A 25,292-nucleotide genomic window follows, 5' to 3' on the forward strand; every position below is an offset into this window, starting at 1 on the left:
AGACCAACAATGAAACTTTTACGATTTGGCCCCTTGGGCAATGAAAAACCCGGCCTTCTGGATGCCGACGGCGCAATTCGCGACCTGTCCGGCGTTGTTGGCGATCTTAGCGGAGCGGTGCTGGGCGATGACAGCCTCGCCAAGCTGCGCGGGATCGATCCGGCAACGCTGCCGGTGGTCGAAGGCAACCCGCGCATTGGCGCCTGTGTCGGACAAGTGGGCAAGTTCATCTGTATCGGCCTGAACTATGCCGATCACGCCGCCGAAAGCGGCATGGCGCTGCCGGAAGAGCCGGTGATATTCTTCAAAGCCACGTCTTCGATCATAGGTCCTGATGATGATGTGGAAATTCCGCGGACTTCGGTCAAGTCCGACTGGGAAGTTGAGCTGGGCGTGGTGATCGGCAAGCACACCAAATATGTCGCGGTCGAAGATGCACTGGATCATGTGGCGGGCTATTGTGTGGTCAATGACCTTAGCGAGCGAGATTTTCAGATTCACCGCTCTGGCCAATGGGTCAAAGGCAAATCCTGCGATACATTTGGTCCGATTGGTCCGTGGCTGGTCACGCGTGACGACGTGCCTGATCCGCAGAACCTGTCGATGTATCTGGAGGTCAACGGCCACCGCTATCAGGACGGGTCAACCAAAACGATGCATTTTGGTGTGGCAACCGTGGTGTCTCACCTGTCACAATTCATGAGCCTTCAACCCGGTGATGTGATCTCGACTGGCACCCCCCCGGGAGTGGGTCTTGGCCAAACCCCCGAAACCTACCTGAAACCCGGCGACACGATGGAACTGGGGATCGAAGGGTTGGGCATCCAGAAACAAAATGTAGTGGCAGGTTGATGACGAAAATCACAAATATCTCGACTCATGATCTGCGGTTTCCCACGTCGCAATCTCTGGATGGTTCTGATGCGATGAACCCAGACCCGGATTATTCCGCCGCCTATGTGGTGCTGGAGACCGACGGGGATCATGAAGGTCACGGATTGACCTTCACAATCGGGCGCGGCAATGAGATTTGCATCGCTGCGATTGAGGCGATGCGGCACCTTCTGCTCGGCCTCGATCTGGATTGGGTGCGCGATGATATGGGCCGATTCTGGCGTTATATCACCGGTGACAGCCAGCTGCGCTGGATCGGACCCGATAAGGGGGCGATCCATCTGGCCACGGGTGCTGTGGTCAATGCCGTTTGGGATTTTCTGGCAAAAGAAGCCGGCAAACCCGTTTGGCTTCTGGTGGGCGAAATGTCACCGGAAGAAATCGTGAACCTGATCGACTTTCGCTACATGACGGACGTTCTAAGCAAAGACGAAGCGCTTGAAATCCTACGGGCCGCTGAGCCGGGTAAAACCGACCGTATCGCGACGCTGAAGGCTGAAGGCTATCCCTGCTACACCACATCCGCTGGCTGGCTTGGCTATTCCGACGAAAAGCTGCGCCGTCTGTGCCGCGAAGCACGTGATGCTGGCTTCACCCATACCAAGTTCAAGGTAGGCCATAACCTTGAGGACGACATCCGTCGCCTGACCATCGCTCGCGAAGAACTGGGCGACGACATGAACATCATGATCGACGCAAATCAGGTCTGGGAGGTCGATCAGGCGATCGATTGGGTCAAGGCGCTGGCCTTCGCACGGCCCCTGTTTATCGAAGAACCCACGAGTCCCGATGACGTCTTCGGGCATCGCAAAATCCGCGAGGCCGTTGCCCCGATCAAGGTTGCAACCGGCGAGATGTGCCAGAACCGCATTCTGTTCAAACAATTCATCGCCAACGAGGCCTTAGATTTCGTCCAGATCGACAGTTGCCGCTTGGGCGGATTGAACGAGGTTCTCGCGGTGCAGCTGATGGCTGCAAAGTTCGGTTTGCCCGTCTGGCCGCACGCCGGCGGCGTCGGGCTGTGCGAATATGTTCAGCACCTTTCAATGATCGACTACGTGGCAATCACCGGGGAAAAGGACACAAAACGGATCGAGTTTGTCGACCATCTGCACGAGCATTTCATCGACCCTTGTCTGGTCCGGAACGGCGCCTATATTGCTCCGACGGCGGCCGGGTTTTCAATTCAGATGACACCGGAAGCGCTCCAAGGTTTCCAATTTGATCCTCCCGTTTCGGTAAATTAGAGGCTGTTTGAACCCGAACCACCTCACGGAGGTTTGGTGTGTTTTTCTGATTTGCCAAGTGGAAGTAACTGCCGATGGCAATTGATGCGGCGAAAGGGTGCTAAGTCCGCGACTTGCTCCTGGAGTGCTTTCTGGTCGCTGCGGCATCTTTGATGACCGCTTTTCATGCCGCGCTGCCGAGTTGAAATCTACGCTGTTGCAGCACGTTTCACGCAGCGTGAAAATCCTACTCACAGGTTGGGCTCGAAGCGGTCATTCGCATTTTAAAGTGTATCCGCTACGCGACCTGTACCTCGGCCAAAATGGGCAGGTGGTCGGATGCGTGGCGGCCTTTGGATTTGCGCGGGATATTTAGCATGCGCACGTCAAGGCGTTCGCAGTGGGCGATGCGGTCTAGTGCGCCGAGGGGTAGGCTGGACGGGAACGTGCGCCCCGGCGTGAGGATCGTGTAGCGCCGGGCAAGGCGGCCGAGGCCGACGCGCTGGGACCATTCGTTGAAATCCCCTAAGATTATTGTCGGGAGCGGAGGTAGGGCGTCGAGTTCTTCGCGTATGTGGTCCAACTGGCTGCGGCGCGATCTGCGCAACAGCCCAAGGTGAACGCCGACGACCCGCAGGTTTGGTAAATCTACGGCGATGGCGCCGCGCGGCTCCAACCCTGGAAGCGGGTAGCGGTGAACGTTTTCGGCGCTGATGTTTGGTCGGGCCAACAGCGCGATGCCGTGCCACCCGAGGCTGATGTCGTTGTCCGCGACGGGAAGCGGGCGCAGGTTGGTGTGGGTTTCGATCAGCTCGCGGGGAAGGGCGGAGGGGCGTGAGCCCATGCGAAAGTCGGCCTCTTGCAAGGCGACCACATCGGCATCTAGAGCATTCACCGCATTCAGCACCCGCAGCGGGTCACGCCTCAGGTCGGTGCCAAGCCCCGCACGGATGTTATAGCTTGCTATGCGAAGGGGTGTTTGTTCCTGCATACTGACTATATTGGAATTCAACAGAGCAATCGGAAGACCCATGCGAGAGTTTAACGGCCCAGTTGTTATTCGCCTGATCCAAGCCATCCTTGGGCTTGAGATCGTATCGGGTGTTTTGACCCACACATGGCCGGCGGTTTTCGTGGCTGGCGCGACCCTGTTTTTAACGTTTCTACCAGAACGGTTTGCGCGGTTCTTCGGGATCAGGCTGCCGCGTTCGGTTTTGACGGCGATTGTGGTGTTCATCTTCGCGACCCTGTTTTTGGGGGAGGTCGCGGATTTCTACGAAAAGTTCTGGTGGTGGGATGTTGCATTGCACTTCACCTCGGCGCTCAGCTTTGGGGCGATGGGGTTCTTGTTGATCTTCATGCTGTTTGAGGGGGACCGCTACGCCGCACCGCCGTGGGCGCTTGCGCTTTTGGCGTTTTGTGTGGGGCTGTCGATCGGGGCGTTGTGGGAAGTGTTCGAGTTTTCGATGGATCAGTTTTTCGGCATGAACATGCAGAAATCGGGCCTCGTGGACACGATGAAGGACCTGATTATCGATTCCATTGGTGCCGCGATTGGGGCGTTTTCTGGGTATCTATATCTTAAGGGGCGGCAGTTTGGTGGTGTCGGACGGGTGCTTGAGCAGTTCGTTGACGCAAACAAGCGATGGTACGGCAAGTTACGCAACCGAGGGTAGCGCTGGCAGCGAACCAAGCACTGGTCATACGCGCAAAAAATATCGTATGCATGTTTTTGAATGTAATTGCCAGAAGGACGCGCCCAATGATCCGCACAAGTATTTTTTGTATGACGGCGGCAACGTCGGTTTTGGCGAATGAAGACATTCCTGACCAGTACCCGCAGTCCGTCCTGTATGAGGCTCCGGTTGAGGTCATCAAGGATGTTTGGTCCGCGATCGGCGCGACTGCACCGCCGACTTATGAGAACGCACCCGACGAACATGGATGTGGTGCGGGCAGGAACGCATGGCTACGTCAGCTACCTGCGCGAAAAGATTGGCGAGCATATTGATGAGGGTGGCGATCTGGCGGGGGCCTACTACGTGGACCAGTCGCCCTATGAACATCTTGATACCTTTGAAGAACTGGCAACTAAGAATGCAGGCGCCGTCTATTCCGAGATGGAATGGGAGTAAGGCAGGATAACGACGCCCGACCGTGACACCACCCGCATCAGAGGGCGTGAATGCTCGCTGTGCGGACAAAGCCGACCTTGGGCATGGCGGATTAAATGGCTGCTTTTATTTGAGTTCGAGTGAAAAGGACGAAAATTGAATAGGAGTTTCATTGATATTCTGGGCCCAGCTTGATCGAACGCCAAATTTCGGCAAAATGGTTGGGCGGGACAAGGCTTCGCGTCGTGGCAATTTGCCCGATACCTTAAGATGGCGTGTTACTGCTCCAACGTAAGGCCTAAAACAAGTGCCGATCCTTCGCCAATAGTGCCGCTTGTGTACGGTTCGAGACATTCAATTTGGCCAGCACATTCTTGACATGAAGCTTCACGGTCACTTCTTGTATCCCTAGATTCCGCGCAATTTCTTTGTTGGATAGACCAATACACAGCTGCTCAAGCGTTTGCATTTCTCTTTCGGAAAGTCCCGAGAACGTACTGTCTTGAGCTGCGCCCTTTGACGCGGTGCCGAAATCGAATGGGAAGTAACGTTCACCTGACAGAATGAATTTGATGGCATTAACCATTGATACGGCTGTCAATGACTTTGGCATGAAACCGTCCGCGCCACGTGCCATAGCCGTGTTCGCAACATCACGGTTCGCGACACCGGACATCAAAGCAACTTTCACCGTCGGATGCGCTTTCTGGGCTTTCTCAAGCCCATTTAGCCCGTCCATGCCGGGCATATGGTAATCAAGGATCAACAAATCATAAGCGACCACACCCGACAGCATCTTTAGCGCGGCATCAAGGTGAGGCGCAGTAGTAACGTGGAAATCGTCAACTGTATCCAGGTAGGCTGAAATGGTTTCGCGGACCAAGTCATGATCATCGGCTAATAGAATATTTGGCATCACATAAATCCTCTTGGTTCCATAAGAATATCAACGTGAATATGACATCAGAATGGCAAAACTATACTTAGGTATAGGTGACTATGCCGATGCCTCCAACATGTGGTTGTTAAGCTAGGTATACATCCTCCAAACTACCGAATGGATGTGAAGATGCCCTATAGATTTCTCTTTGGATTAATAGCGAGCCTTAGTGTGTTTGCCTGCACAGCTTCTGCTCAGGACGAGATTATTCTGCAAGTGTCAGATGCTGCCACCTCTGTCGAGTTGTCGCTCGCGGATTTAGATGCGATGTCGCAGGTGACGTTTGAAACGACAACGATCTGGACGAATGGGGTTGTAACGTTCTCTGGTGTTTCGCTCAAAGCGCTCTTGGAGACGCTGGGTACGAATGGCGACAGCATCGAAATGATCGCTCTGAACGATTATTCAGTAACGATGCCTGTATCGGAATTAGCAACAGATGCCCCAATCATAGCGACGCGTATGAATGGTGACGTCATGTCAGTGCGCGACAAAGGACCCTATTGGGTCGTTTTCCCGTATGATGCCGATCCACGTCTTCGGACTGAGACCGTCTACTCGCGTAGCATTTGGCAGCTCAATAGGTTAGTGGTGAGCGCGGATTGAGAACGGCAAAATTCACCTACCTCATCACACGGAGATAAGCATGAAAACACGGTTGCGAGGTTACCGGACAGTGATCATAGCAGGCATCGGCCTGCTTTTTCTGCTTTTGATGATCATGGGTTTTGGACTGTATTCGCAGCTTAGTGACCTTGCCACAGCAGACGATGACAATACGCAGTGGAGCATTTCGCAGCTCGATATCGAATTTGCCAACCTGCAAGTGGCTTTGTCCCAACAACCCGACAGTGGTGTGTACAATGATCGAGATATCAATCTTCGGTTCGACATCGCCCTCAGTAGACTAGGCATTTTGACATCAGGGCGTTCAGCGGCCTTTTTTGCTGGAAATGACAGTGCACAAATGTTGATCGCGTCAATCACAGAACTTGCCGACGAAGCGATTGCTGTGGTCGAGGAACCGGGGGCGCTCACAGCAACGAGAGTGCAAAACTTGTTGGAGCTGACACTGGATATACGTCCTGACGTGCGTAAAGTGGCTTTGCTTGGCGTGGACATTCATGCGGAGCGTTCAATCGCACAACGCGCGGCATTTTCACGCCAGTTGATCCGCACAGGCAGTGCCGCAATTCTGCTCATGATCCTGATGGGGGGACTGATGCTTCTATTGGACCGGCTTCTAGTTCGCGCAGCACGACGCGATGCTGAGCTTTTGACATCATCGAAATTGTTGAAATCTACAATTTCGGCGTCTTTGGATGCCATCGTTACGTCAAACGAAGCCGGTGAAATCATTGAATACAATGCTGCAGCCGAAGATGTTTTTGGTTGGACCCGTGACGAGATTATCGGCCTGACCATGAAGGAAACTTTCATCCCCGAACACATGCGTGAAGCACATCACGCGGGCATGAACCGGTTTCTTGCGACGGGTGTACCACGTGTTGTTGGCGGCGGGCGGGTTGAACTTTCGGCCCTGCGCAAAACCGGCGAAGAGTTCCCTGTTGCTTTGAATATCACCTCGGTCGCAGACGAAAACGGCACAAAATTTATCGCCTATATTCAAGACATCAGTGAACGCAAAATCAACGAGCAAAAATTGATTGATGCCCGTGATCGCGCCGAACAAACGGACAAAGCAAAATCGCAATTCTTGACTGTCATGAGTCATGAAATGCGCACGCCATTGAATGGAATCATGGGTGTTCTAGATCTGTTGCGCACAACAGAACTAACAGAACAACAAGATCGATACTCACGGATCGCAGCCGCATCAAGCGAAATTTTATTAGGGCACATAAACGAAGCGCTTGATGTCACGCGGATTGAGACGGGCAGCTTTCACCTGACACCACAAAACTTCGACCTAGAAAGCCTGATCACCTCGGTGGTCGAGGTGCTGGAACCTTTGGCGCGTGAAAAGCAGTTGGTCATGTCTTTGCGGATTGATAACGCCATGCGTTCTAGATTTTACGGTGATAGCAACCGTATTCGCCAAATCCTGACGAACCTTGTTGGGAATGCAATAAAGTTCACGGATAATGGCAACGTCACAATCGACGTCACAGGGATACATGCCGCGTCCGAGACATCGTTGCGGATTTCCATTGAAGACACAGGCGCGGGCATCGACGCTACACAACATGAACAAATTTTTGAAAACTTTGTCGCCCTCGCTCACAGTGAGGGACGCCAATCGCGTGGGGACGGGCTTGGCCTCTCAATTTCACGCCGGATCGCGCGGCAATTGGGTGGCGATATATCTGTTCAAAGCGAGGTGAATATGGGCTCAATATTCACGTTGGCTGTACCGCTTAAACGTCAAGATATGCGCCGAAAAAGCGTAGCGAATACACCACAAACTGAACCACATAACATAACTCATACGATGCATATTTTGGTGGTCGAAGACAACGACATCAATCGGAGCGTCCTGTGCGATTTACTCAAAGGTTTGGGCCATTCCGTCACCGAAGCCATCAATGGTGCCGATTGTTTGGAACAGGCCAAAAAACGGCCGTTCGATCTGATCTTCATGGATATTAGCATGCCAGTGATGGACGGAATCGAGGCCACGCAACGCCTTCGAACGGGCAACGGCCCGAACATGCGGACGCACATCGTTGGACTGACGGCACATGGTTATGAAGAATATCGTGAGAAAGGTAATCAAGCGGGCATGAGCAGGTTTCACACCAAGCCGATCCGCCTGGCATCCCTGCGCGCAATTTTATCAGAAGCCGCGACCGAAGTTTCCAAGAATGAAAGTTCTTCGGCGATTTTGCCCAGTGAACTTGCAGAGCTGTGCACCATGTTGGGTAAGGACAAAGTTGAAGCGAACGTCGATATGTTTTTTGACGAGTTCCAAAGCTTCCTCGCCGAGATGCGCACAGCTACGCCGTTCGATGATGTCGCGTTAGAAGATGCGACCCATAAGCAAATAGGCGCGGCATCTTTGCTTGGTCAGCACGAATTAGCGACGCGGCTTTCGGATCTTGAAGATATTGCGCGGCAGGGGCCCGTTAAGGATCTTGGTCCTTGGGCATCTGAATTGGTTGAGATTGCAACACGGTCACAAGCCGCATTTACTACCGCAATAGCAGACAGCACTTCGGAGTAATCACCTATCCTATTGGATACACCGCTTATGCCAATTCCTTACCAACTATGCGTTAGCGCGAACGTCATAAGGGGTTGGACCAATTAAATCTTGTTTCATCAACAACACGGACCGCTTGGAGGGGTCCATAGAAAGGAACAAAGATTATGACAAATTCTAAAGATATTATCGTGGTAGGTGGCGACGGATTTTGTGGCTGGCCGACAGCACTTCACTTGTCCCAATTAGGACACAACGTCACCATCGTAGACAACATGTCCCGCCGCGACATCGATGCTAAGATGGGTGCAGATAGCCTGACACCAATTGCGTCGATTGATGTTCGATTGACTGCTTGGTCTGAAAAAACAGGCCAGACAATTACATTTGAAAATATTGACGTGGCCCGCGACTTTGACCGCGTGGTTAAGTTGATGGAGCGGATCAAACCGGACACGGTCATCCACTTCGGTGAACAACGTGCCGCCCCCTATTCGATGCGTGGCGTTGGCGAAAAACGCTACACCGTCGACAACAATATCTCTGGCACGCACAATCTATTGGCGGCATCAGTTGAGCTCGGTCTTGACCCCCATTTTGTTCATCTCGGAACGATGGGTGTATATGGGTACGATGATGACGGGATCGAAATTCCCGAAGGTTATTTACCAGTCTACATTCCCGGTGATGACAGCAAGATTTACCAGCGCGAAATCTTGTACCCGACGAACCCCGGCAGCGTTTACCACATGACGAAATCAATGGATCAGTTGTTGTTCCAATTTTACGCAAAGAATGATCGTTTGCGGATTACGGACTTGCACCAAGGGATCGTTTGGGGCACCCAAACCGATGAAACGCGTCTTGATGAACGTCTGATCAACCGCTTTGACTACGATGGCGATTACGGGACTGTTCTTAACCGGTTCCTGATGCAAGCTGTCGTTGGCCACCCGCTGACGGTGCATGGCACCGGAGGCCAGACCCGTGCATTCATTCACATCCAAGATACGGTGAAGTGTATCGCCTTGGCTGTGAATAACCCGCCTCCTCAGGACGGCAAGGTAGCGATCCTAAACCAGATGACGGAAACGCATACGGTACGCTCCCTTGCCGCAATGGTGGCAAAGACATGCGATGCGCAAATCGCAAACGTGGATAATCCACGCAATGAGGCAGCAGAGAACGACCTGCGCGTATCCAACAAGACTTTCATCTCGCTTGGTTTAAAGCCAGTCACATTGGCAGAAGGCTTGATGGATGAAACATTCCAAATCGCGGCGAAGTACGGGCATCGATGCATCTATGAGATGATCCCGTGCGTCTCCACGTGGACAGATAATCAACGTCCAGGTGTCGTCGGTAACACAGACAAAGCTGCCTAAGGCGGCTGATCTAACCAGCTGAACCTGCTTGGAGGTGGGTTCAGCTGAACTGATCAAACAACTCTCTAAAAATTGGTGAATTTTATGCGGATGATTGGCATTGGGCTAATGGGATTTCTAATTGCGGGTGTGGCTCTCCTGCTATCGACAATGAACATTTGGGATAAGGCGCAATGGGCGTTCCAATCGCAGGTCATCAGTCCGCGATTGGCGTTTGAAACACCAAACGCGCTGCCTTCATCTGATGAATATACAGCCATAATCGTACGGTCTGATCCAAATCATCCGATCATTCTGTCCGGTTTGCCGGCTTACCAAGGGATCGCGTTCAACCTACCTTTGAATGCGCGCCCAACGTCTGGATACCTCCAAATTGACGCAACAGCGCAAGTGCTTAACAGCGTTGAAGGAGTCCTTCGGGTGTCCATCGACAATGTTCGCCGAGGCGAAGTGTTGCTGCATCCCGGCGTGGTAAGCCTGTCCTTGCAAGTTCCGCTCTCACCATCGGAACTTGCAAGGCAACAGCTTGTTGTCTCCCTATCACTTCAAGGGAGCGGCCGGCATGCACAGTGCCGGTCAGAAACTGGCGTTGTAGCCATTGCCGAGATCGAGACGACAAGTGCAGTTCACCTCACCCTAGATCGCCCACTTACAACGACAAGCGATCGGGTAAACGCATGGGGCGGCGTCGTGCGGGTGGGTTGGCCGAACTGGCTTGATCGCAGGGAACAAGCACGCCGTTTAGTGCTCGCGACGCAGGCGAAACAGCAAGGAATCACAGCGCATTTCCTAGACGACCACGCTGCAGATGCGCTCTCAACTGCGGAGTTACGCGAAGTCATCCCAAGCCTTATCGCCGCCGTACCAGTAACCCGAGCTGCATCTTGGCCCCGACACGTTGCGCTCAAAGGTGCGAATGCAGGTCTGCGTCAATTTCAGACGTCAACGCAGTGGCGCGCCAATGTTGATCTGCGTGAAGGCGCCGTGCCGCTGATCCCAGCTGAGCTAGACCTGCACCTCGCACTTGGGCGTCAATCGCTAGAGGATCAGTGGACTATCGTTGTGACCCTTAACGGCCGCTTGCTACGTCAGGATCTGCTGACGCCGACAACGACGCGCTTCGATGCATTGGTCTCGCTACCAGCAGAAATGATTTCTGCAAATAACGTCATTGAAGTAACTGCGTCGTCATCACGCACGACACAGAACGATTGCAGCCAACCACCTGCGCTGATCGCTGAGATGCTGCCCAACACTGCACTTATTGCGGGCGAGAGTGTTTTTTCTGATGCGTTAAGCATTCTGCAAACCCAGTTGTCAGACTTGGGTACGTTGCGGATCGGACCGGCGACCCTCTTGAATGCCGTTGATGCCGATGCAGCGAGCGATCTGTTGGTGCTGGTAATGCCCGCCGACGTACGCATGAGGCCCGCCATTGAAAACCTCGACATTATGGTTGTGACACCAAGTGATGTGCCCACAACATTACCCGAAGCGGCTCAGATTTGGCATGTAACCAAAGATACTGAGACAGGGAACTTAAGCGTCACTCCCCTCGTTTCACGAACAGAAATCACACACCGAGCGGTTGGCTTACTGATCTTCATTGGCAAAGCCGAGGTGGCGTTATGAGTGCCGATGACGATAAGCGCGAACAGATCAATTATATCTCCGTGGATAGCGCGCCAAAGCGGTTCGCGGGATCGGTAAGCCAGTTACAAGCGCCGAAGATGCTGGTCCTTTTCACAGCTTTAGCGACAGCTTTGTTGTGGGCCTTCAACACAGCGCCAGTGAGCGCGGTATTCCCAAATCGCGACTTAGTTTTTTCGTTGCATGAAGGCCGTCATGCGATTGCGATCCGCATTTATTTGATCACTTTCTTTATCTCATTTGCAGCCTATAGCAATGGTGGTTGGCGCGCCCGCACTTTGTTTGGTTTAGACATGGTTGTTACGTTCCTGCTCGGTTGTGCAGCGTTCGACCTCGCAAACGCACTTGCGCATTCTGTTGTCGGAAGATCTTTTTCGCTTCACTTTAGTGCAATTGCGTCCGGCCTTTTTGGTTTTGCCATCTATTCTTTCAAACTGTTAGAACGTGGCTTGATGCCAGCCCGTATCCGGATTGAGCATGTTCCGGTCAGTCAGATGCGTGCCTTTATCAGGCTTGGTGTGACACTCGTGGTTGCGGGTGGCGTCGCTATCTGGGTTGGCGGCATGGATTTGCGTATAGTCACTTTGATGCGCGAATGGACATTGCTGGGCGGGATCGGTCCTGGTGTTTTCCTATTCCTTCCCGTCTTGTTTGGGCAGCTCTATTTTCTCGCCATCTATGACGTGATCACAGCCAAGAAGGCACGGTTTACCCCGCCAATTTCGGTTATGGTGCCAGCGCACAACGAATCCTACATTATCGAAGACACGATTAACGCGATGGACCGCGCGGCAGTCCATTACGGCGGTGAGGTCAACATCCTTATCATGAATAACAATTCAACGGATGAAACCGAGGACATCGCGCGTGCAACTTTAGCAGCCTGTAGTGCCGCCAAAGGGCGGGTGATTAATGTCCCCAAACCGGGGAAATCGAATGCGTTGAATGCGGGGCTTGAAGCTTGCGAGACGGAATTCCTGATCCGCGTGGATGCCGATACTCAGGTCGGTGAAGACAACTTTACCCGTGCGATGCCCTATTTCATTGACCCGCAGGTTGGCGTTGTCGGTGGTGTGCCTGTGCCGCCCGGTGGGGCGCTGTTTGACCGCGCGCGACTATTAGAAGTTCTCGTGAAGCACGGCTTCTATTCTGTTGCGATGGGGGCTGTGAACGGCGTTGTCGGCATTCCGGGAATGTTTGTCGTCTACCGGACGCATCACCCACGTTACCTTGGGGGATTTGTCGAAGGAATGAATGGTGAGGACACAGATGTGTCGTTGCGAATTGGCGAACTAGGGTTTCATTCCGTAGTTGATCCCAAAATCCGTTACATTTCGGAGGTGCCCTCATCCTATAGCCACATGCGTGAACAACGGATGCGGTGGTTCCGATCTATCTATCATATTTCATCCCGCTGCAGAGATCTGATCTATGGGCCAAACCCGACTCTGCGCGGCAAAGTAATCTTGCCCTATATGCTGGTGAATTCCGCTCGCAGAGCGATGCTTGTGCCGCTTATCATCTACGGTGGTCTTGAGTGGGGGCTGCGTCTTAATCCCGACAGCCCGATTTTGTGGCAATCCATTGTCGCCGTAATGACCGGCGCACCAGCCATCATAGCGATCGTTTCTTCGCTGTTGAATGGCGTCCCCAAAGGCATCTTTGCGCTTCCAGAATATCTGCTGTTTCGGATTCTGCGTGCGTATTTCACACTTGAGTCGATGCTAAGCATCCTTGTCGACATTGAGGGCGAAGACCTCGAACGGGTGATCACACTCGACCTTGTGCCAGACAGGCCAACGCGCGTCGCATAAGCAAGGGTGACCATTCGCAACTTTTTGGACGGCTTGTTAGGTCCAGTGTACCCGCTTTCGACGCAACACAACGGACTGCAAGGCCTTTTCCGGCTCAAGTTTGTTAGCAAGGTGAGCGGACAGCGGCCATTTAGACTCGCCGCAGCATCGGTCGGTTTGGGCTCGGACCAGACATTTGCGGCGAAAGCGTCCCAGTCAAACAAAAAGGCCGCCCCTAGGTGGAGCGGCCTTCTTTGTTTTAGAGCTGACTGATTAGTTCAGGTCAGCTTCATAACCTGCTGCGAGGTCTGCTTCGACTTCGTCAACGGCCGCGATCAGCGCGTCGAGGATTTGGTCGGCGCCATCTACGTTGCCACGGAACCAGTCTTGGACGGGTGCTGCTGCGGTCGCGAACATCGCTTTCTCATCCGGTGTTGGAACGTAAAGGTTACCGCCACCCGCGACGAAGTCAGCGTAGGCTTGGATGGAGTTACGCTTCGGGGATGCGAATGTCGCCTGTTGTAGCGCGTAGAAGCCGTCCACGATAACGCGGCGCTGTGCGTCGTCCATGCCCGTGAAGCGTTCGTTGTTCATCCACCAGAGCGCACCCATGTAAGCGTGGCCGTCAAGTGTGACGTACTGCAGCCCTGCATCGGGGAACTTCATGCCCATGATGTCGGTGATGCCGTTCTTGGAGCCTTCAACAACGCCCGTTTGGAACGATGTGAACAGCTCAGGCCATGGGATTGGCGTCGGAGATGCACCAAGGGCGCGCACGAGTTCTTGCGGCAGGTCAGCCACAACCGTGCGGATCTTCAGGCCTTCCATGTCGGCAGGGGTCATCACAGGGCGCACGGTGTTGGCAAAGTTGCGCCAGCCGCCTGTGTTACCGATCGTCATCAGACGGATCGTGTCGTCGGATGTTTCCAGCGCCATGTCGCGCATTGTGCGCACGAAATCGCCCTGAAGAACGGCTTCGGCCACGCGGTCATCAGACATCAGGTATGGCAGATCGAGGACCTGAACATACGGGAAGATGCCTGCAGCGCCACCAGATGTGGAAACATAGATGTCGATGGAACCTTCAGAAACGCCTTCAAGACATTCCGCGCCAGTCGCACAGATCTGAGTGCCCATGAAGATTTCCACGGCAATCGCGCCGTTGGACGCAGACTCGACGTAGTTTTTGAATACGATCAGACCGTCATAGTCTTCGTCGTTTTCGTTAGAGTTGGCTGTGGCACGTAGCGTGACAGCGTGGCCATCAGCGTAAACAGGCGCGGAGGCCATTGTGTAGGCAGCGATCATGCCGGCCGTTGCGAGATACTTCATCATGTTGGTAATCCTCCCAGATTTTTGAAGTTAGATTGACGTTAGTTGGTTGGTGGCTCAGGGCTTATGCAAGCCATGTAGCCGACGTCAGGCGGACATCCGAGGAAGTCCGCGAGATAGGGAACCGTCATTGAGATTTGCGGGAAGAAGGTGATCAGGAAGATGACCACAACTTCGACCGCAAGGAATGGTAGAATGGCCCGTGCGATGGTTTCCACTTTTTCGCGGGAGACCGTTGAAGCCACGAATAGGACAAGGCCCATTGGCGGCGTTGCGAGGCCAACGGTGAGGTTTACACTCATGATGATGGCGAAGTGGACGGGGTGGACGCCGATATCAACAAAAATCGGCCCAAGGATGGGGCCAAGGATGATGATCGCGGGGCCTGCGTCCAAGAACATGCCGACGATGAACAGTAGGATGTTGATCAGGAACAACAGGATCAGCGGGTTTTCAGATAGGCCAAGGATGAGGTCAGCGAGCGTGGTTGCTGCGCCGGATGTCGCAACGATGGTTTTGAATGCAACGGCAGCGCCCACGAGGAGCAGAACCGAGGCCGAGGCGAGGGCGGAGCGTTGTAGGACGTCAAAGAAATCGGCCCATGTCAGGGATTTAAGCACGAACACGGACACAAGCAGCGCGTAGGCCACCGCGATTGTGGACGCTTCGGTTGGGGTCATCACGCCGATCAGGATGCCACCAAGGATGATGATGGGCGTTTGCAGCGGCACGACGCCCTTTTTGCACACGGTGCGGAAGTCGGCGCTGACTTGGCCGCGCAGCGCGACCAGTAGGAAGTGCGCAAGGATGATGAGGATGAGTAGCGTTCCCCACAGCATCGCACCTTGTGGTTTTTCAAAGCCAGTGAACGCCTGTGCGCCGCGCATAACAGCCCAAAGCAAGCCCATCAGGTTGATACGTGCGAGGATGAAGGACAGCCAATATTCGATCGGGGCGATGGTCTGGTTCTTCGTGACGATACGTTCTGCCTTTGGCAGGTCATAGCGATCCGCCATGAGGCGCACCATGACCATAAGGCCGACGCCGACGAGAACGCCGGGCACGATACCGGCAAGGAACAGGGCCGCCACGCTTTCGCCCATGACATATGCGTAGATGATCATGATGCCGGACGGCGGGATGATTGGGCCGATGACGGAACTGGCGGCGGTGATAGCGGCGGCAAATTTACGGGTGTAGCCGTTCTTTTCCATAGCAGGGATCAGGGTCGACCCAAGGGCAGATGTGTCCGCCACGGCGGAACCGGACAGGCCAGCAAACAGGATCGAGCTCAGGATGTTCACCTGTGCCAGACCACCGCGCAGGTGACCCATGAAGGCCTGCGAAAACTCAACAAGGCGGGTGGTGATGCCGCCTCGGTTCATGACCTCACCGGCAAGCATAAAGAACGGCAGTGCCATCAACGGGAAGCTGTCTATCCCTGTGTAAACATTGCGATACAGGATCGCGAGATCCTTTTCGTTACCCGTGATCCACGTCATGAAACCAGGGGCGAACAGAAGGGCGAAGACGACCGGCGTGCCGATCATCAGGATCACGAGGAAGAGGGGGAGGAACCAAATCAACATCAGGATGCACTCGCCATGTCTTCGTCGCCAAGCGGGGCGAGGCCGGAATCTTTCCCGAACAGTTTCAGGGTTTGGCGCAGGATCAATTCAATGCAGGCAAGGATCAGCAAGTTAACCCCGATCCAGATGGCAATGTATTGATAATAATTGCTAAATTTCGCGCGGCACTTGCCGATTTCGATGCCGAAGGGCCAGCGCAGGGTTGAGGAGCAGCCGCGCCCTGACAATGTGTCGACGTGGTTGTTCAACCCTTTGTCCCACATCACCAGAAGCACGACCAAGGACATGCCAAACAAGACGAGTGTGAGGAGGGCCGAGAGGCGCGGTGCAAGGCCACGTTCCAGCATATCAATGGCGACGAACCCGCCGTGACGATAGGCGACAGGCGCCATCAGGCCCGTCATCCACAGCATGCCGAAACGCGCGGCTTCTTCTGTCCAGTTGGGGGCGTCGTTCAGGGCGTAGCGCATAAAGACTTGCAGCAGAATGAAGCACACCATCAGGATAAGCGCGCCGATGGAAATGGCTTTGCAGGCTTTATGCAGGCTTTCATTGATCGCCGCGTGGGCATGGGCGGCGGGAATGGGGCGGATCAAACAGGCGAGCCAAAGGATCGCGACCATAAGGCCGACAAAAGCCAAATCACCCATGCCGATGGCATCAGCCAAGGCTTCGCGGCGGTCCTCAAAGGCACCGATGAACAAGATCACCACATAGGCTGCAGCAACCAGTCCGATTGCAAGACGTTCTCCCAACGGCTTGCCCTCCCTTTTTTGCTCTTTATGAGCTGTTTCAGGGTCTTACGCCCTGTTCTTAAGTTATCCTTTAAGCGAAACGAACCTTCCGGATTGAAACAGTAACGGCAAGCCGTCGCGCGATTGTGCGCGGGTTACTTGGCCGATAATGATCGAATGATCGCCTGCGTCATGCTCAGCGTGAAGCGAGCATTCAAACCGCGCGAGGCAGCCATTAATAAGCGGCACGTCGCGTTCGCCCACGGACATATCGAGCCCGTCAAAGGCGGATTTATTCTGTGTGAACCCGTTGCACAGCTGTTGTTGGTGGGCGTCTAGAACGTGGATCGCGAAGTGCGTTGCGCCCGTGAAGTATTTGAAACGTTTGGATGATTTCGCCGGAGACCAAAGCACAAGCGGCGGATCGAGCGAAACAGAGGCAAAGCTGTTGGCGGTGATGCCAATCGGCCCATCTTCGGACGGAACGGTAACGATAGTAACCCCAGTGGCGTAGGCGCCAAGGGCATCGCGAAATGCGCGCGCATCTTGCGCTGGGTCAAAGGAATTCACGTCAAGCAACCTCATGTCCTAACGCGGCTTCATAGAGTTTGAACCAAGTTTCGCGGCCCATTTCAACATTAAGTGCGTCAGAGAAGCCTTTGATACGGTTGAGATTATTGGTGCCCATAACCGGAATGATCTTGGCAGGGTGCGCCAGCAACCAAGCTACCGCAACCGCCGCGCGGTCTACGGAGTTTTCAGCGGCAACGGCATCCATCGCGCGGCCAAGGTCGTTGTCCTCGGCCATCAACGTGCCGCCACCCAAGGGCGACCATGCCATCGGCGCCACGCCGCGCTCTTGCAGGAACGCGAGGTCGCCGTTGGTCAGTGCATCGTGCGCGGACAGTGAAACCTCGATCTGGTTGGTCACAAGTTTGGACTTCATCGCGGATTGCAGCAGCGTCCAGTCGTGCAGTTTGAAGTTGGACACGCCCACGGAACGCACCTTGCCTGACGTCACCACTTCGTCCAGCGCGGCGCCCGTTTCATGATGGTCCATCAACGGGTCGGGGCGGTGGATTAGTAGAACGTCAATCTTGTCGATCCCCATAAGGCGAAGGGAGTGATCAACGGATTTCAGGATATGTTCACGGCTGGTGTCGTAGAATTTTCCCGAAACATGCCCGTAGCGGCCCGCAGGGATCAGGATATCGCATTTGGTGACGACTTCGATTTGGTCTTTGATGGATTGGGTCAGGCCAGCGCCCATGATTTCCTCAGCCATGTAGCCGCCGTAGATATCGGCTTGGTCCATGGTTGTAATACCTTGCTCAAGGCAGGCTTCGATCTTGGCTTGGACGGTTTTGGGTGAAGTGTCCTCCACATCGCCAAGGCGCCACATGCCGTAGACAATGCGTGAAAGAGAAAGGTCAGGCGTTAGGTTTATGCGTTCCATTATATGCGGGGTCCGTTTCCGAGAGGGGTTGCTGGGGTGTCACTTGGGACACGACCATAGGCATGGGGTAATGAACAGGTTTTCAGTTCCGGCATGACGAGTTTGCCAAAGTGTTTGGCCTCATCAATGTGCGGATAACCCGAGAAGATGAAAGCACGAATACCCATCTTGCGATAGTCTTCGATTTTGGAAAGCACCTGATCGGCGGATCCCACTAGGGCTGCGCCACAGCCAGACCGCGCACGGCCAACACCCGTCCAGAGGTTCGGCTCAACGTAGCCGAATTTATCGGCCAATTCCCGTGCCTTAGTTTGATGTGAAACGCCCAGAGAAATGCTGTCATGGGCGCGATCGCGGATCAGTTTTCCGTATTCATCGTCCAGTTTGCTGACGAGGTGATCCGCGTACTCTCGGGCTTCCGCTTCGGTGTCGCGTACAATCATATGGACGCGCAGGCCGTAGTCGAGGGTGCGGTTATACTTCTTGGCCACGGCGTTCACGTCTTTCATACGCTGGGCGAGTTGTTCTTTGGGCTCAGGCCACATCAGGTAGACGTCACAATGCTGACCACACAGGTCCAGCGCGGCGGGGGAGTAGCCGCCGAAATACAAAAGTGGGCCGCCCGTTTGGTAGGGCGTCGCGGGTGCGGTGGGGACGTTTGCGAACTGGTAGACTTCGCCGTCGTAGTTAATTTCGTCCTGCGTCCACGCCTGTTTCAGTATTTCCACAACCTCGCGGGAGCGTTGATAGCGGTAGCCGCTTTCGGCGACTTCACCAGGGAAATCGGATGAAATGACATTCAGGGTTAGGCGGCCCTTCATCATGTGATCCAGCGTTGCGATGGTGCGTGCCAGCATGATTGGCTGCACTTCTCCGCAACGGATCGCGGCGAGCATGTTTATCTTTTCTGTGAGTGGTGCCATGCCCGCAACGAAGGACAAAGTGTCTTGGCCGACTTGGTAGCTGGACGGGGCGAGGATGTTGCGAAATCCTTGCTGTTCAGCCTCTAGAACGATGTCGCGGCAGTGTTCCCATGAGGAACGGAGCGCGCCATCAGGCACACCTAGATAGGCGTAATCATCTGAACACAAAGCAGAAAACCAGCTGACCTCTGATGCATCAAGATCGGCAGACGTGACTGGAACGATGCTCATGATTCTCCTCCCCAGAGATCAGTATTCCTCTTGCGTAGCATCCCAAACGTAGTGCATCAATACTGTATCAATTATTTCGCAACTTTAGGGAGGGGCGCAAATGCCAGACCGTCAACGCCCCACGGCGCTGCCTAAATACGTTCAAATCGCAGAGATGTTGATCCGCGATATTGCCGCCGGAAGGCTGGCGGATGGCGCACGCCTGCCGCCTGAGCGAGAGCTGTCCCAAACGTTGAACACCGCAGTGGGAACCCTGCGCAAAGCGCTGGATCTATTGGTAGAAAAGAGCCTGCTGGAACGGGTTCAGGGGTCTGGGAATTACGTGCGGGCGCGGGCGGATGTGCCGTCGATATATTCGTTTTTACGTATTGAGCGGTTGCAGGGCGGTGGGTTGCCCACGGCTGAGGTTCTGTCAATTGACCAAATGGTGGCCCCGCGTGAAGCCAGGTTTTCCAGCCCGAACGGGTTTCGATTCCGCAGGTTGCGATTCATGGATCGCATTCCGGCGGCGATGGAAGAAATCTGGCTGGATTGCGCGGTGACGGATGTGGTGGATGAGGACGCGGTGTCTGAATCCCTTTACCTTTATTATTCCGAGGTCTTGGGCGTTGTTATCACCAGCGCCGAAGACAGGATCAACGTGGGATCTGTTCCAAATTGGGTTGATCCTCGATTTGGTTTACGGGCGGGTGAGATTGCCGGATATATCGAACGCACAGGGCGGTCGCACACCGGTGAAACTGTAGAATATTCAAGAACATGGTTCGATCCGAACCAGATCAACTACGTTTCGAGACTTGGGAAGACCTGACACATGGACATGGTGAATTACGGCATTATCGGTTGTGGAATGATGGCGCGTGAGCACATTCAGAATATCAACTTGCTGCCCCATGGTCGCGTGACGGTGGTGTTTGATCCAGTGCAGGAGCTGGCGCAAAATTGCGCGGTTTTGGCGGGTAAAGACGGGACGGGGCCAGAGGCCACGGTGGCCGAGACGCTGGACGATCTGTTGGCGCACCCTGAATTGGACGCGATCGTTATTGTCAGCCCGAATTACCTGCATGCCGCCCAATTGCATGAAATCGTTGCCAAGCGGCCCTTGCCAATCCTGTGTGAAAAGCCACTGTACACCGACCCTGCGGATGCAGCGAAGTTAGATGCCTTGTTTGACGGCTATCCGCATCCGGTTTGGGTCGCGATGGAATACCGCTATATGCCGCCAGTGGCTGCTTTGATTGAGCAGGCAGAGCAGGCGACGGGCGGGATTTCGATGCTCACCGTGCGCGAACACCGCTTTCCGTTCTTAGAGAAAATTGGCGACTGGAACCGATTTAACGAGAACACGGGTGGCACATTGGTTGAGAAGTGCTGCCATTTCTTTGACCTTATGCGTTTGATATTAAAGGCGGAACCAGTGCGGGTTATGGCATCTGCGGGGCAGGCGCTGAACCATTTGGACGAATGTTACGACGGGCGCACGCCTGACATTTGGGACAATGGATATGTGATCGTTGATTTTGACAGCGGCGCGCGTGCCATGCTTGAGCTGTGCATGTTCGCCGAAGGGTCGCGCTATCAAGAAGAGATCAGCGCCGTCGGACCGAAGGGCAAGATCGAATGTTTGGTTCCAGGACCCGGGCGGTTCTGGCCGGAAAAGCTCGGACCGGCGCCAATCCCGCAGGTGATATTTTCACCACGGGCACCGCAAGGGCCGATTTCGATGGATATCCCTGTGGACCCGACGTTGCTGGACGCGGGCGATCACAACGGATCGACGTTCTACCAGCATCAACGGTTCAACGCCGTTGTGCGCGGACAGGGCGCTGTTGAGGTCACGCTTGAGGATGGCGCCAAGGCCGTCGCGATTGGCATGGCCGCGCAGGAAAGTGCACGTACGGGGCAGGCGGTTTCGTTGTAGAGCCAGAAAATCTAGGATTTTCTGTTTCAAAATCTCTATGAGATTTTGGCGTCTCTGGTCCTCAGGATCGGAAACCAATCGGTTCGCAATTTCTGTCCTTGAACCATGCCGTGGCCCGGAAAGGGCGGTGAAGTGGGGCCGGGGCGTTCGGTGTATCGCGCGTCATCGCCAAGCAATCGCAGGGAAAAGGCGCGGCGGCGGGAGGTGGTTTCATTGCCGCGTGCGCCGTGCAAGACATGGTAATTGAACGCAACCGCGTCGCCAGCCTCCATCGGATATTCGCAGATTTCCATGCCTTCCGCGTCCGGGTCCGGCACGGGCATGTAGTCGTCCTCGTTTGGATAGAACGCGGTTTCGGCGAGCCAGCGGGTCGGCAGGACGGGCTTGGGCCATTTGTGGGATCCAGCAACGCAACGCAAAGACGCATCCGTCACCGGATCAAGCGGCGACCAGAAGCTGACGGTTTGCTGACCTTCAACGAAATAATAGGGGCCATCGCTGTGCCACGGCGTCGGTTTTGACGTGCCCGGTTCTTTGACCAACACGTGGTCATGAAACAGCTGCACGGTTTGGCTTTGCATCAGGTCGGCGGCGACTTCAGCCGCGGGGCTGTCGCGAATGACGCTTTCGAACTCGGGGATGCGCTGCCAGTTGCAATAGTCATCAAAGAAGCGACCTTTTTCATCCGACTTCAGGTTTTCAGCGGCGTAGGGGCCGGGCTCAGCCATGTTGCGCTCAACTCCGGCGCGTAACCACCATCCGCTAATGGGATGTACCGGCTGCTTCACCCAGCAGGTTAGGCTGAGCCAAGTTCAGGCGGCTAAGATCATCATGATGCGGCCGCATCGTTGGCCAGACATCAGCTTTGGCGATTGGTTGGCTCGTGCTTCAGAGCGCATGCATCGAAACAAGGCCGCCGCCGCTCTCGCCAATAAACTGGCGCGTATGGCTTGGAATATATTGAGACGCAAAACGGCGTTCGACGCCTGGAGAGATGAGGTTGCTGTCGGCGTCTAAGCCGAAACAGCCCAAAGGAGTTCGCGATAGATCGAAAGCATGGAGCGGAAAACTACACCCCCAGAATCTAAGGCCCATTAGGTCATAACCGACCTGTCCGCTAATGAGATCACGGTGCGAGCGTAACTCCAAAAAGGCCACGACCCGCGTGTCGATCAATAGGCCGGATACATATGAGTGATTCCCGAGAACATGCGAGAAATCACTTGCGAACAGCAGCCGGTACATACATCTGGGCCGGGCACGTCGGTCGGCATGGCCTTTGGCGCAAAGACCATGCCGCAGGGCGGAAGGCCGCCTGGAGCCCAAAGGCACAAATGCTGCATCCTGTATGAATGACCGCTATGGCCTTTCTGCCCTGTTACTTGAGAAACAACGAGATGTGAGTTCCCGTTGTATCGCTTGTCAGGTTGAACTCTGCCCCGATGGATGTGCTTCGTCGCTTCATATTGGCGATGCCGTTTGCCGGGTGTTCGCATGTTGCCTGTTGCTCTGGATCAAAGCCCTTACCGTTGTCGGAAATTCGTATTTCCTGTTCATTGACGTAGATTGTGATGGTATCGGCCCCGGCATGTTTGATCACATTGGTGATGGCTTCCTGAACAATTCGAGCCAGATGCAGGCTTTGCGAGGGGCCGGGATTGGGCAGAACCGGTTCGCCATGAACCTGCCAGTCAAATGCGATGCCATGTTCTGACAATAACCCCTCCAGCCTTGTGCGCAGCATACCTAGCAGTGTTACAAGGCTGTCGTGATTTTCCATGCTGTCAAGCATCAGCGCGAGGTCGCGCAATGCATCTTCCAACGCGCGACGGATTTTTCCGTCGCCGGTATTATTGCTTTCCATATAGGCTAGCGTGCTGACCAGTTGCCCGCCGATCCCGTCATGCAGGTCCAACATGATGCGGTCGCGTTCCTCGGCGATTGCTTCACGTCGTTTCACCTCGGCCAATTCGGCAAAGCTCTCCTCAAGCTCAGCAGATTTCAGTTCAATCGTGTCGTTGAGCGAGGCGGTCAGGGTTTCGTAGCCGTGTAGAGAATGGATGAGGCGTGACAGGATCAGCCAGATACAGGCCAGCGACATGACCAATGGCATCAGCTGGAACAGATGCATCGTGCGGCTGGGTGCGCTGGTGTATAACAGACAGACTTCGTAGATGCCCAAGCCTAACGCGGTGCTGAGACAGCCGAAGAAAACGCAGAAATCCAATGGCGTCAACAGCGAACGATTCAACCATAACATGATCAGCACGACAAAACCCGAAGGTACCGTGATCAGCAGATTGCCCCAGATCGACAGACTAAAAGCATAGCCTGACGGGCTGAACAGGATCACAACGCCAAGGCCAGTCAGTGCAACTGCATGCGTGATCTGGGGCCATCTGAGCGGAAGCTGCAGAAAACCCTGCAAAAACTTCAGGATCAGCAAGACATAGATCGACACACATGTCAGCCAGAAAGCCGTCCACAGTTTATAACCGCCAAACGAATAGCCATAGCCATAATGGGCCAGAAATCCGGTTGCTGTAGCACAGGCGAGCCCAAGCCACAGATATTCCCGCTCGCCTCGCCGAAAGCTCCATATCACCAGCAATGCAGCCATCAGTACGATCATCAGCCCTAGGGTAAACCTGGCCAGCCCCGGCCCCCAGAAGTGGCGCCAGGATTGATAGGGGGCCAGAACCCGCAGCGGCGCATAGTAAAAGGGTTGCAGTTCCAACCCCTCGCTGGGAGTTCCGTAAAGGGTTATGTCGAACTGAAGGGTTTCGCCTTGCAAGGTCGCCTCTGGCAAGGGGATCAGCAGGGGCGTGTTCCACAGCCGCCTCGGCGGGGAATGAGCAAACACAAGCTGCCCGTTGACCCAAAGGTCGATATTGTCTGAAATTTTAGGGAGATAGAGCGCCCGAAGCTCTGCCGGAGCGTTGGGCCGGGCGTTGGGCTGGGCGACCTCAAAGCGCAGGTAACGCGCTTGGGTCCCGGCATTGGGGGCCATGGGCGTGAACAGGGGAAGGTGCTGCGGTGCGACGGTGCTGCAATCTTGCGTGTGGCAAATGGACAGCTCCGTGATCATCTGCGCGCCCGGGATCGGGCGGATACGGCCAGTATCCAGCAGATAGATCAGCACCGCCAACCCGAAAACCCAGGCCATCATGCCAAAAGAAACCCGCACCAGACGCCCGTTCACAACACACCAATTTTCGAGGCACGTGCCACGGCTTCCATATTTGTACCGACTTCCAGCTTGCGGTAGATATTGGTGATGTGATTGCCCACGGTGCCCGCGCTGATGCCCAACTGCCCGGCAATCTCCTGACGTTTGTACCCACGGGCCACCGCGCGCAGGATTTCTGTCTCGCGCTCGGTCAGGGGCGAGGCCTCGGGTGTGGTCACTGTGCCGTCCTTCACGATGGCCAGCAGATGGCGCGCAATCGACGGGCTGATCGGGCTGCCGCCTTCCAGTACAGTTAGGATATCCTCGCCAATCTGATCAAGCCCCCCGCCTTTGAGGATATAACCCTTGGCCCCGGCCTGAATGGCCTCGACCACGCGGGTCTCATCGCCAAAGATCGACACCACCATGGCATCCACCGGCCAGTCCGCCTGAACGCAGGCGCGCACTGCTTCAATCCCTGACCCGTCGGGCAGGCCGATATCCACCAGCACCACGCGGGGGCGCAGATCAAAGAGCATGTTCAGCCCCTGATCCAGCGTCATGGCATGACCCACCAGTGTGACCCCATCGGTCGCCCCCACGGCATCAACCAGCCGCGCGGCAATGTCAGCACGGTCTTCGATGATCAGGACGGGAGTATCGGACACTTCGGAACCTCCTTTGAAACGCCATTCAAGCACAGCCTAGCAGAGTGGCGACAATATCACATGTGTGAATCCACACATATGCGCGCGCTCATCATTCGTTAATT

General features: G+C 54.7%; 21 protein-coding genes and 2 pseudogenes. 12 read left to right on the forward strand and 11 right to left on the reverse strand.

The annotated features are described in order from the left end of the window. The first annotated feature begins 9 nt into the window (after window positions 1-9). Window positions 10-852, forward strand: a complete 843-nt coding sequence (locus OCA8868_RS08590; RefSeq protein WP_093996127.1) for a fumarylacetoacetate hydrolase family protein — start codon at window positions 10-12, stop codon at window positions 850-852. After that, window positions 852-2,141 (forward strand): L-fuconate dehydratase, encoded by a 1,290-nt coding sequence (locus OCA8868_RS08595; RefSeq protein WP_093996128.1) that lies wholly within the window; start codon window positions 852-854, stop codon window positions 2,139-2,141. Before OCA8868_RS08590 ends, OCA8868_RS08595 begins: the two co-directional genes overlap by 1 nt. 277 nt (window positions 2,142-2,418) lie before the next feature. On the opposite strand, the gene OCA8868_RS08600 is transcribed toward OCA8868_RS08595, so the two are convergent. Then, entirely contained in the window at window positions 2,419-3,111 is a 693-nt protein-coding gene (locus OCA8868_RS08600; protein WP_093996129.1) for an endonuclease/exonuclease/phosphatase family protein, read from the reverse strand. A 40-nt stretch (window positions 3,112-3,151) separates the two neighbouring features. On the opposite strand from OCA8868_RS08600, the gene OCA8868_RS08605 reads away from it, so the two are divergent. Together OCA8868_RS08605 and OCA8868_RS16800 are read left to right on the forward strand one after the other, a co-directional pair. Then, complete coding sequence (locus OCA8868_RS08605; protein ID WP_093996130.1) at window positions 3,152-3,796, forward strand: DUF2238 domain-containing protein; 645 nt, start codon at window positions 3,152-3,154, stop codon at window positions 3,794-3,796. A 252-nt stretch (window positions 3,797-4,048) separates the two neighbouring features. Next, window positions 4,049-4,255: pseudogene (locus OCA8868_RS16800) on the forward strand (MBL fold metallo-hydrolase); the annotation flags it as partial. 277 nt (window positions 4,256-4,532) lie between these two features. Here the strand turns inward: OCA8868_RS16800 and OCA8868_RS08615 are convergent. Next, window positions 4,533-5,150 carry a response regulator transcription factor gene (locus OCA8868_RS08615; RefSeq protein ID WP_093996131.1) on the reverse strand — a complete coding sequence of 206 codons (618 nt, stop codon included), beginning with the start codon at window positions 5,148-5,150 and terminating at the stop codon, window positions 4,533-4,535. A gap of 153 nt (window positions 5,151-5,303) precedes the next feature. Between OCA8868_RS08615 and OCA8868_RS08620 the strand changes: the two genes are divergently transcribed. From OCA8868_RS08620 to OCA8868_RS08640, 5 genes are all read left to right on the forward strand, one after another. Then, window positions 5,304-5,780 carry a putative pterin-binding protein gene (locus tag OCA8868_RS08620; protein ID WP_143849578.1) on the forward strand — a complete coding sequence of 159 codons (477 nt, stop codon included), beginning with the start codon at window positions 5,304-5,306 and terminating at the stop codon, window positions 5,778-5,780. 40 nt (window positions 5,781-5,820) lie between these two features. Next, window positions 5,821-8,358: a hybrid sensor histidine kinase/response regulator gene (locus tag OCA8868_RS08625; protein WP_093996133.1), complete on the forward strand. Its 2,538-nt coding sequence runs from the start codon at window positions 5,821-5,823 to the stop codon at window positions 8,356-8,358. Window positions 8,359-8,504: 146 nt separating this feature from the next. Continuing rightward, window positions 8,505-9,722, forward strand: a complete 1,218-nt coding sequence (locus tag OCA8868_RS08630) for an NAD-dependent epimerase/dehydratase family protein (RefSeq protein WP_093996134.1) — start codon at window positions 8,505-8,507, stop codon at window positions 9,720-9,722. Window positions 9,723-9,830: 108 nt separating this feature from the next. Beyond that, window positions 9,831-11,354: a hypothetical protein gene (locus OCA8868_RS08635; RefSeq protein WP_143849580.1), complete on the forward strand. Its 1,524-nt coding sequence runs from the start codon at window positions 9,831-9,833 to the stop codon at window positions 11,352-11,354. Continuing rightward, on the forward strand, window positions 11,351-13,186 hold the full coding sequence (locus OCA8868_RS08640) for a glycosyltransferase family 2 protein (RefSeq protein ID WP_093996136.1): 1,836 nt from the start codon (window positions 11,351-11,353) through the stop codon (window positions 13,184-13,186). The genes OCA8868_RS08635 and OCA8868_RS08640 overlap by 4 nt, the downstream gene beginning before the upstream one ends. A 252-nt stretch (window positions 13,187-13,438) precedes the next feature. Here OCA8868_RS08640 and OCA8868_RS08650 read toward each other — a convergent pair whose 3' ends face one another. From OCA8868_RS08650 to OCA8868_RS08675, 6 genes are all read right to left on the reverse strand, one after another. After that, on the reverse strand, window positions 13,439-14,500 hold the full coding sequence (locus OCA8868_RS08650; protein ID WP_093996138.1) for a TRAP transporter substrate-binding protein: 1,062 nt from the start codon (window positions 14,498-14,500) through the stop codon (window positions 13,439-13,441). A gap of 38 nt (window positions 14,501-14,538) precedes the next feature. Further along, window positions 14,539-16,086, reverse strand: coding sequence for a TRAP transporter large permease (locus tag OCA8868_RS08655; RefSeq protein WP_093996139.1), 1,548 nt, complete (start codon window positions 16,084-16,086; stop codon window positions 14,539-14,541). Further along, window positions 16,086-16,841 (reverse strand): TRAP transporter small permease, encoded by a 756-nt coding sequence (locus OCA8868_RS08660; RefSeq protein ID WP_093996140.1) that lies wholly within the window; start codon window positions 16,839-16,841, stop codon window positions 16,086-16,088. Before OCA8868_RS08660 ends, OCA8868_RS08655 begins: the two co-directional genes overlap by 1 nt. A 63-nt stretch (window positions 16,842-16,904) precedes the next feature. After that, on the reverse strand, window positions 16,905-17,405 hold the full coding sequence (locus OCA8868_RS08665; protein WP_179214816.1) for a flavin reductase family protein: 501 nt from the start codon (window positions 17,403-17,405) through the stop codon (window positions 16,905-16,907). Further along, the gene (locus OCA8868_RS08670) at window positions 17,392-18,276 is read right to left on the reverse strand and encodes an aldo/keto reductase (protein ID WP_093996141.1); all 885 of its coding nucleotides are present in this window, start codon (window positions 18,274-18,276) and stop codon (window positions 17,392-17,394) included. Before OCA8868_RS08670 ends, OCA8868_RS08665 begins: the two co-directional genes overlap by 14 nt. Continuing rightward, window positions 18,276-19,430, reverse strand: a complete 1,155-nt coding sequence (locus tag OCA8868_RS08675; RefSeq protein ID WP_093996142.1) for an LLM class flavin-dependent oxidoreductase — start codon at window positions 19,428-19,430, stop codon at window positions 18,276-18,278. The genes OCA8868_RS08670 and OCA8868_RS08675 overlap by 1 nt, the downstream gene beginning before the upstream one ends. Window positions 19,431-19,530: 100 nt before the next feature. Between OCA8868_RS08675 and OCA8868_RS08680 the strand changes: the two genes are divergently transcribed. Both OCA8868_RS08680 and OCA8868_RS08685 read left to right on the forward strand, forming a co-directional pair. After that, on the forward strand, window positions 19,531-20,241 hold the full coding sequence (locus OCA8868_RS08680; RefSeq protein WP_093996143.1) for a GntR family transcriptional regulator: 711 nt from the start codon (window positions 19,531-19,533) through the stop codon (window positions 20,239-20,241). Between the two features lie 3 nt (window positions 20,242-20,244). Next, window positions 20,245-21,351, forward strand: a complete 1,107-nt coding sequence (locus OCA8868_RS08685) for a Gfo/Idh/MocA family protein (protein ID WP_093996144.1) — start codon at window positions 20,245-20,247, stop codon at window positions 21,349-21,351. A 35-nt stretch (window positions 21,352-21,386) separates the two neighbouring features. Here the strand turns inward: OCA8868_RS08685 and OCA8868_RS08690 are convergent. Next, a pseudogene (locus tag OCA8868_RS08690) lies at window positions 21,387-22,103 on the reverse strand (phytanoyl-CoA dioxygenase family protein); the annotation flags it as partial. Here OCA8868_RS08690 and OCA8868_RS08695 point away from each other — a divergent pair. Further along, a complete protein-coding gene (locus OCA8868_RS08695) occupies window positions 22,078-22,368 on the forward strand; it encodes a hypothetical protein (RefSeq protein WP_093996146.1) in 291 nt (96 codons plus the stop codon). The pseudogene OCA8868_RS08690 and the gene OCA8868_RS08695 sit on opposite strands and share 26 nt — an antisense overlap. A 361-nt stretch (window positions 22,369-22,729) precedes the next feature. On the opposite strand, the gene OCA8868_RS08700 is transcribed toward OCA8868_RS08695, so the two are convergent. Both OCA8868_RS08700 and OCA8868_RS08705 read right to left on the reverse strand, forming a co-directional pair. Then, a complete protein-coding gene (locus tag OCA8868_RS08700) occupies window positions 22,730-24,553 on the reverse strand; it encodes an ATP-binding protein (RefSeq protein ID WP_093996147.1) in 1,824 nt (607 codons plus the stop codon). After that, complete coding sequence (locus tag OCA8868_RS08705) at window positions 24,550-25,188, reverse strand: LuxR C-terminal-related transcriptional regulator (protein WP_093996220.1); 639 nt, start codon at window positions 25,186-25,188, stop codon at window positions 24,550-24,552. Before OCA8868_RS08705 ends, OCA8868_RS08700 begins: the two co-directional genes overlap by 4 nt. Window positions 25,189-25,292: the final 104 nt, after the last annotated feature.

Source organism: Octadecabacter ascidiaceicola, assembly GCF_900185015.1.
Taxonomy (GTDB): Bacteria; Pseudomonadota; Alphaproteobacteria; order Rhodobacterales; family Rhodobacteraceae; genus Octadecabacter; species Octadecabacter ascidiaceicola.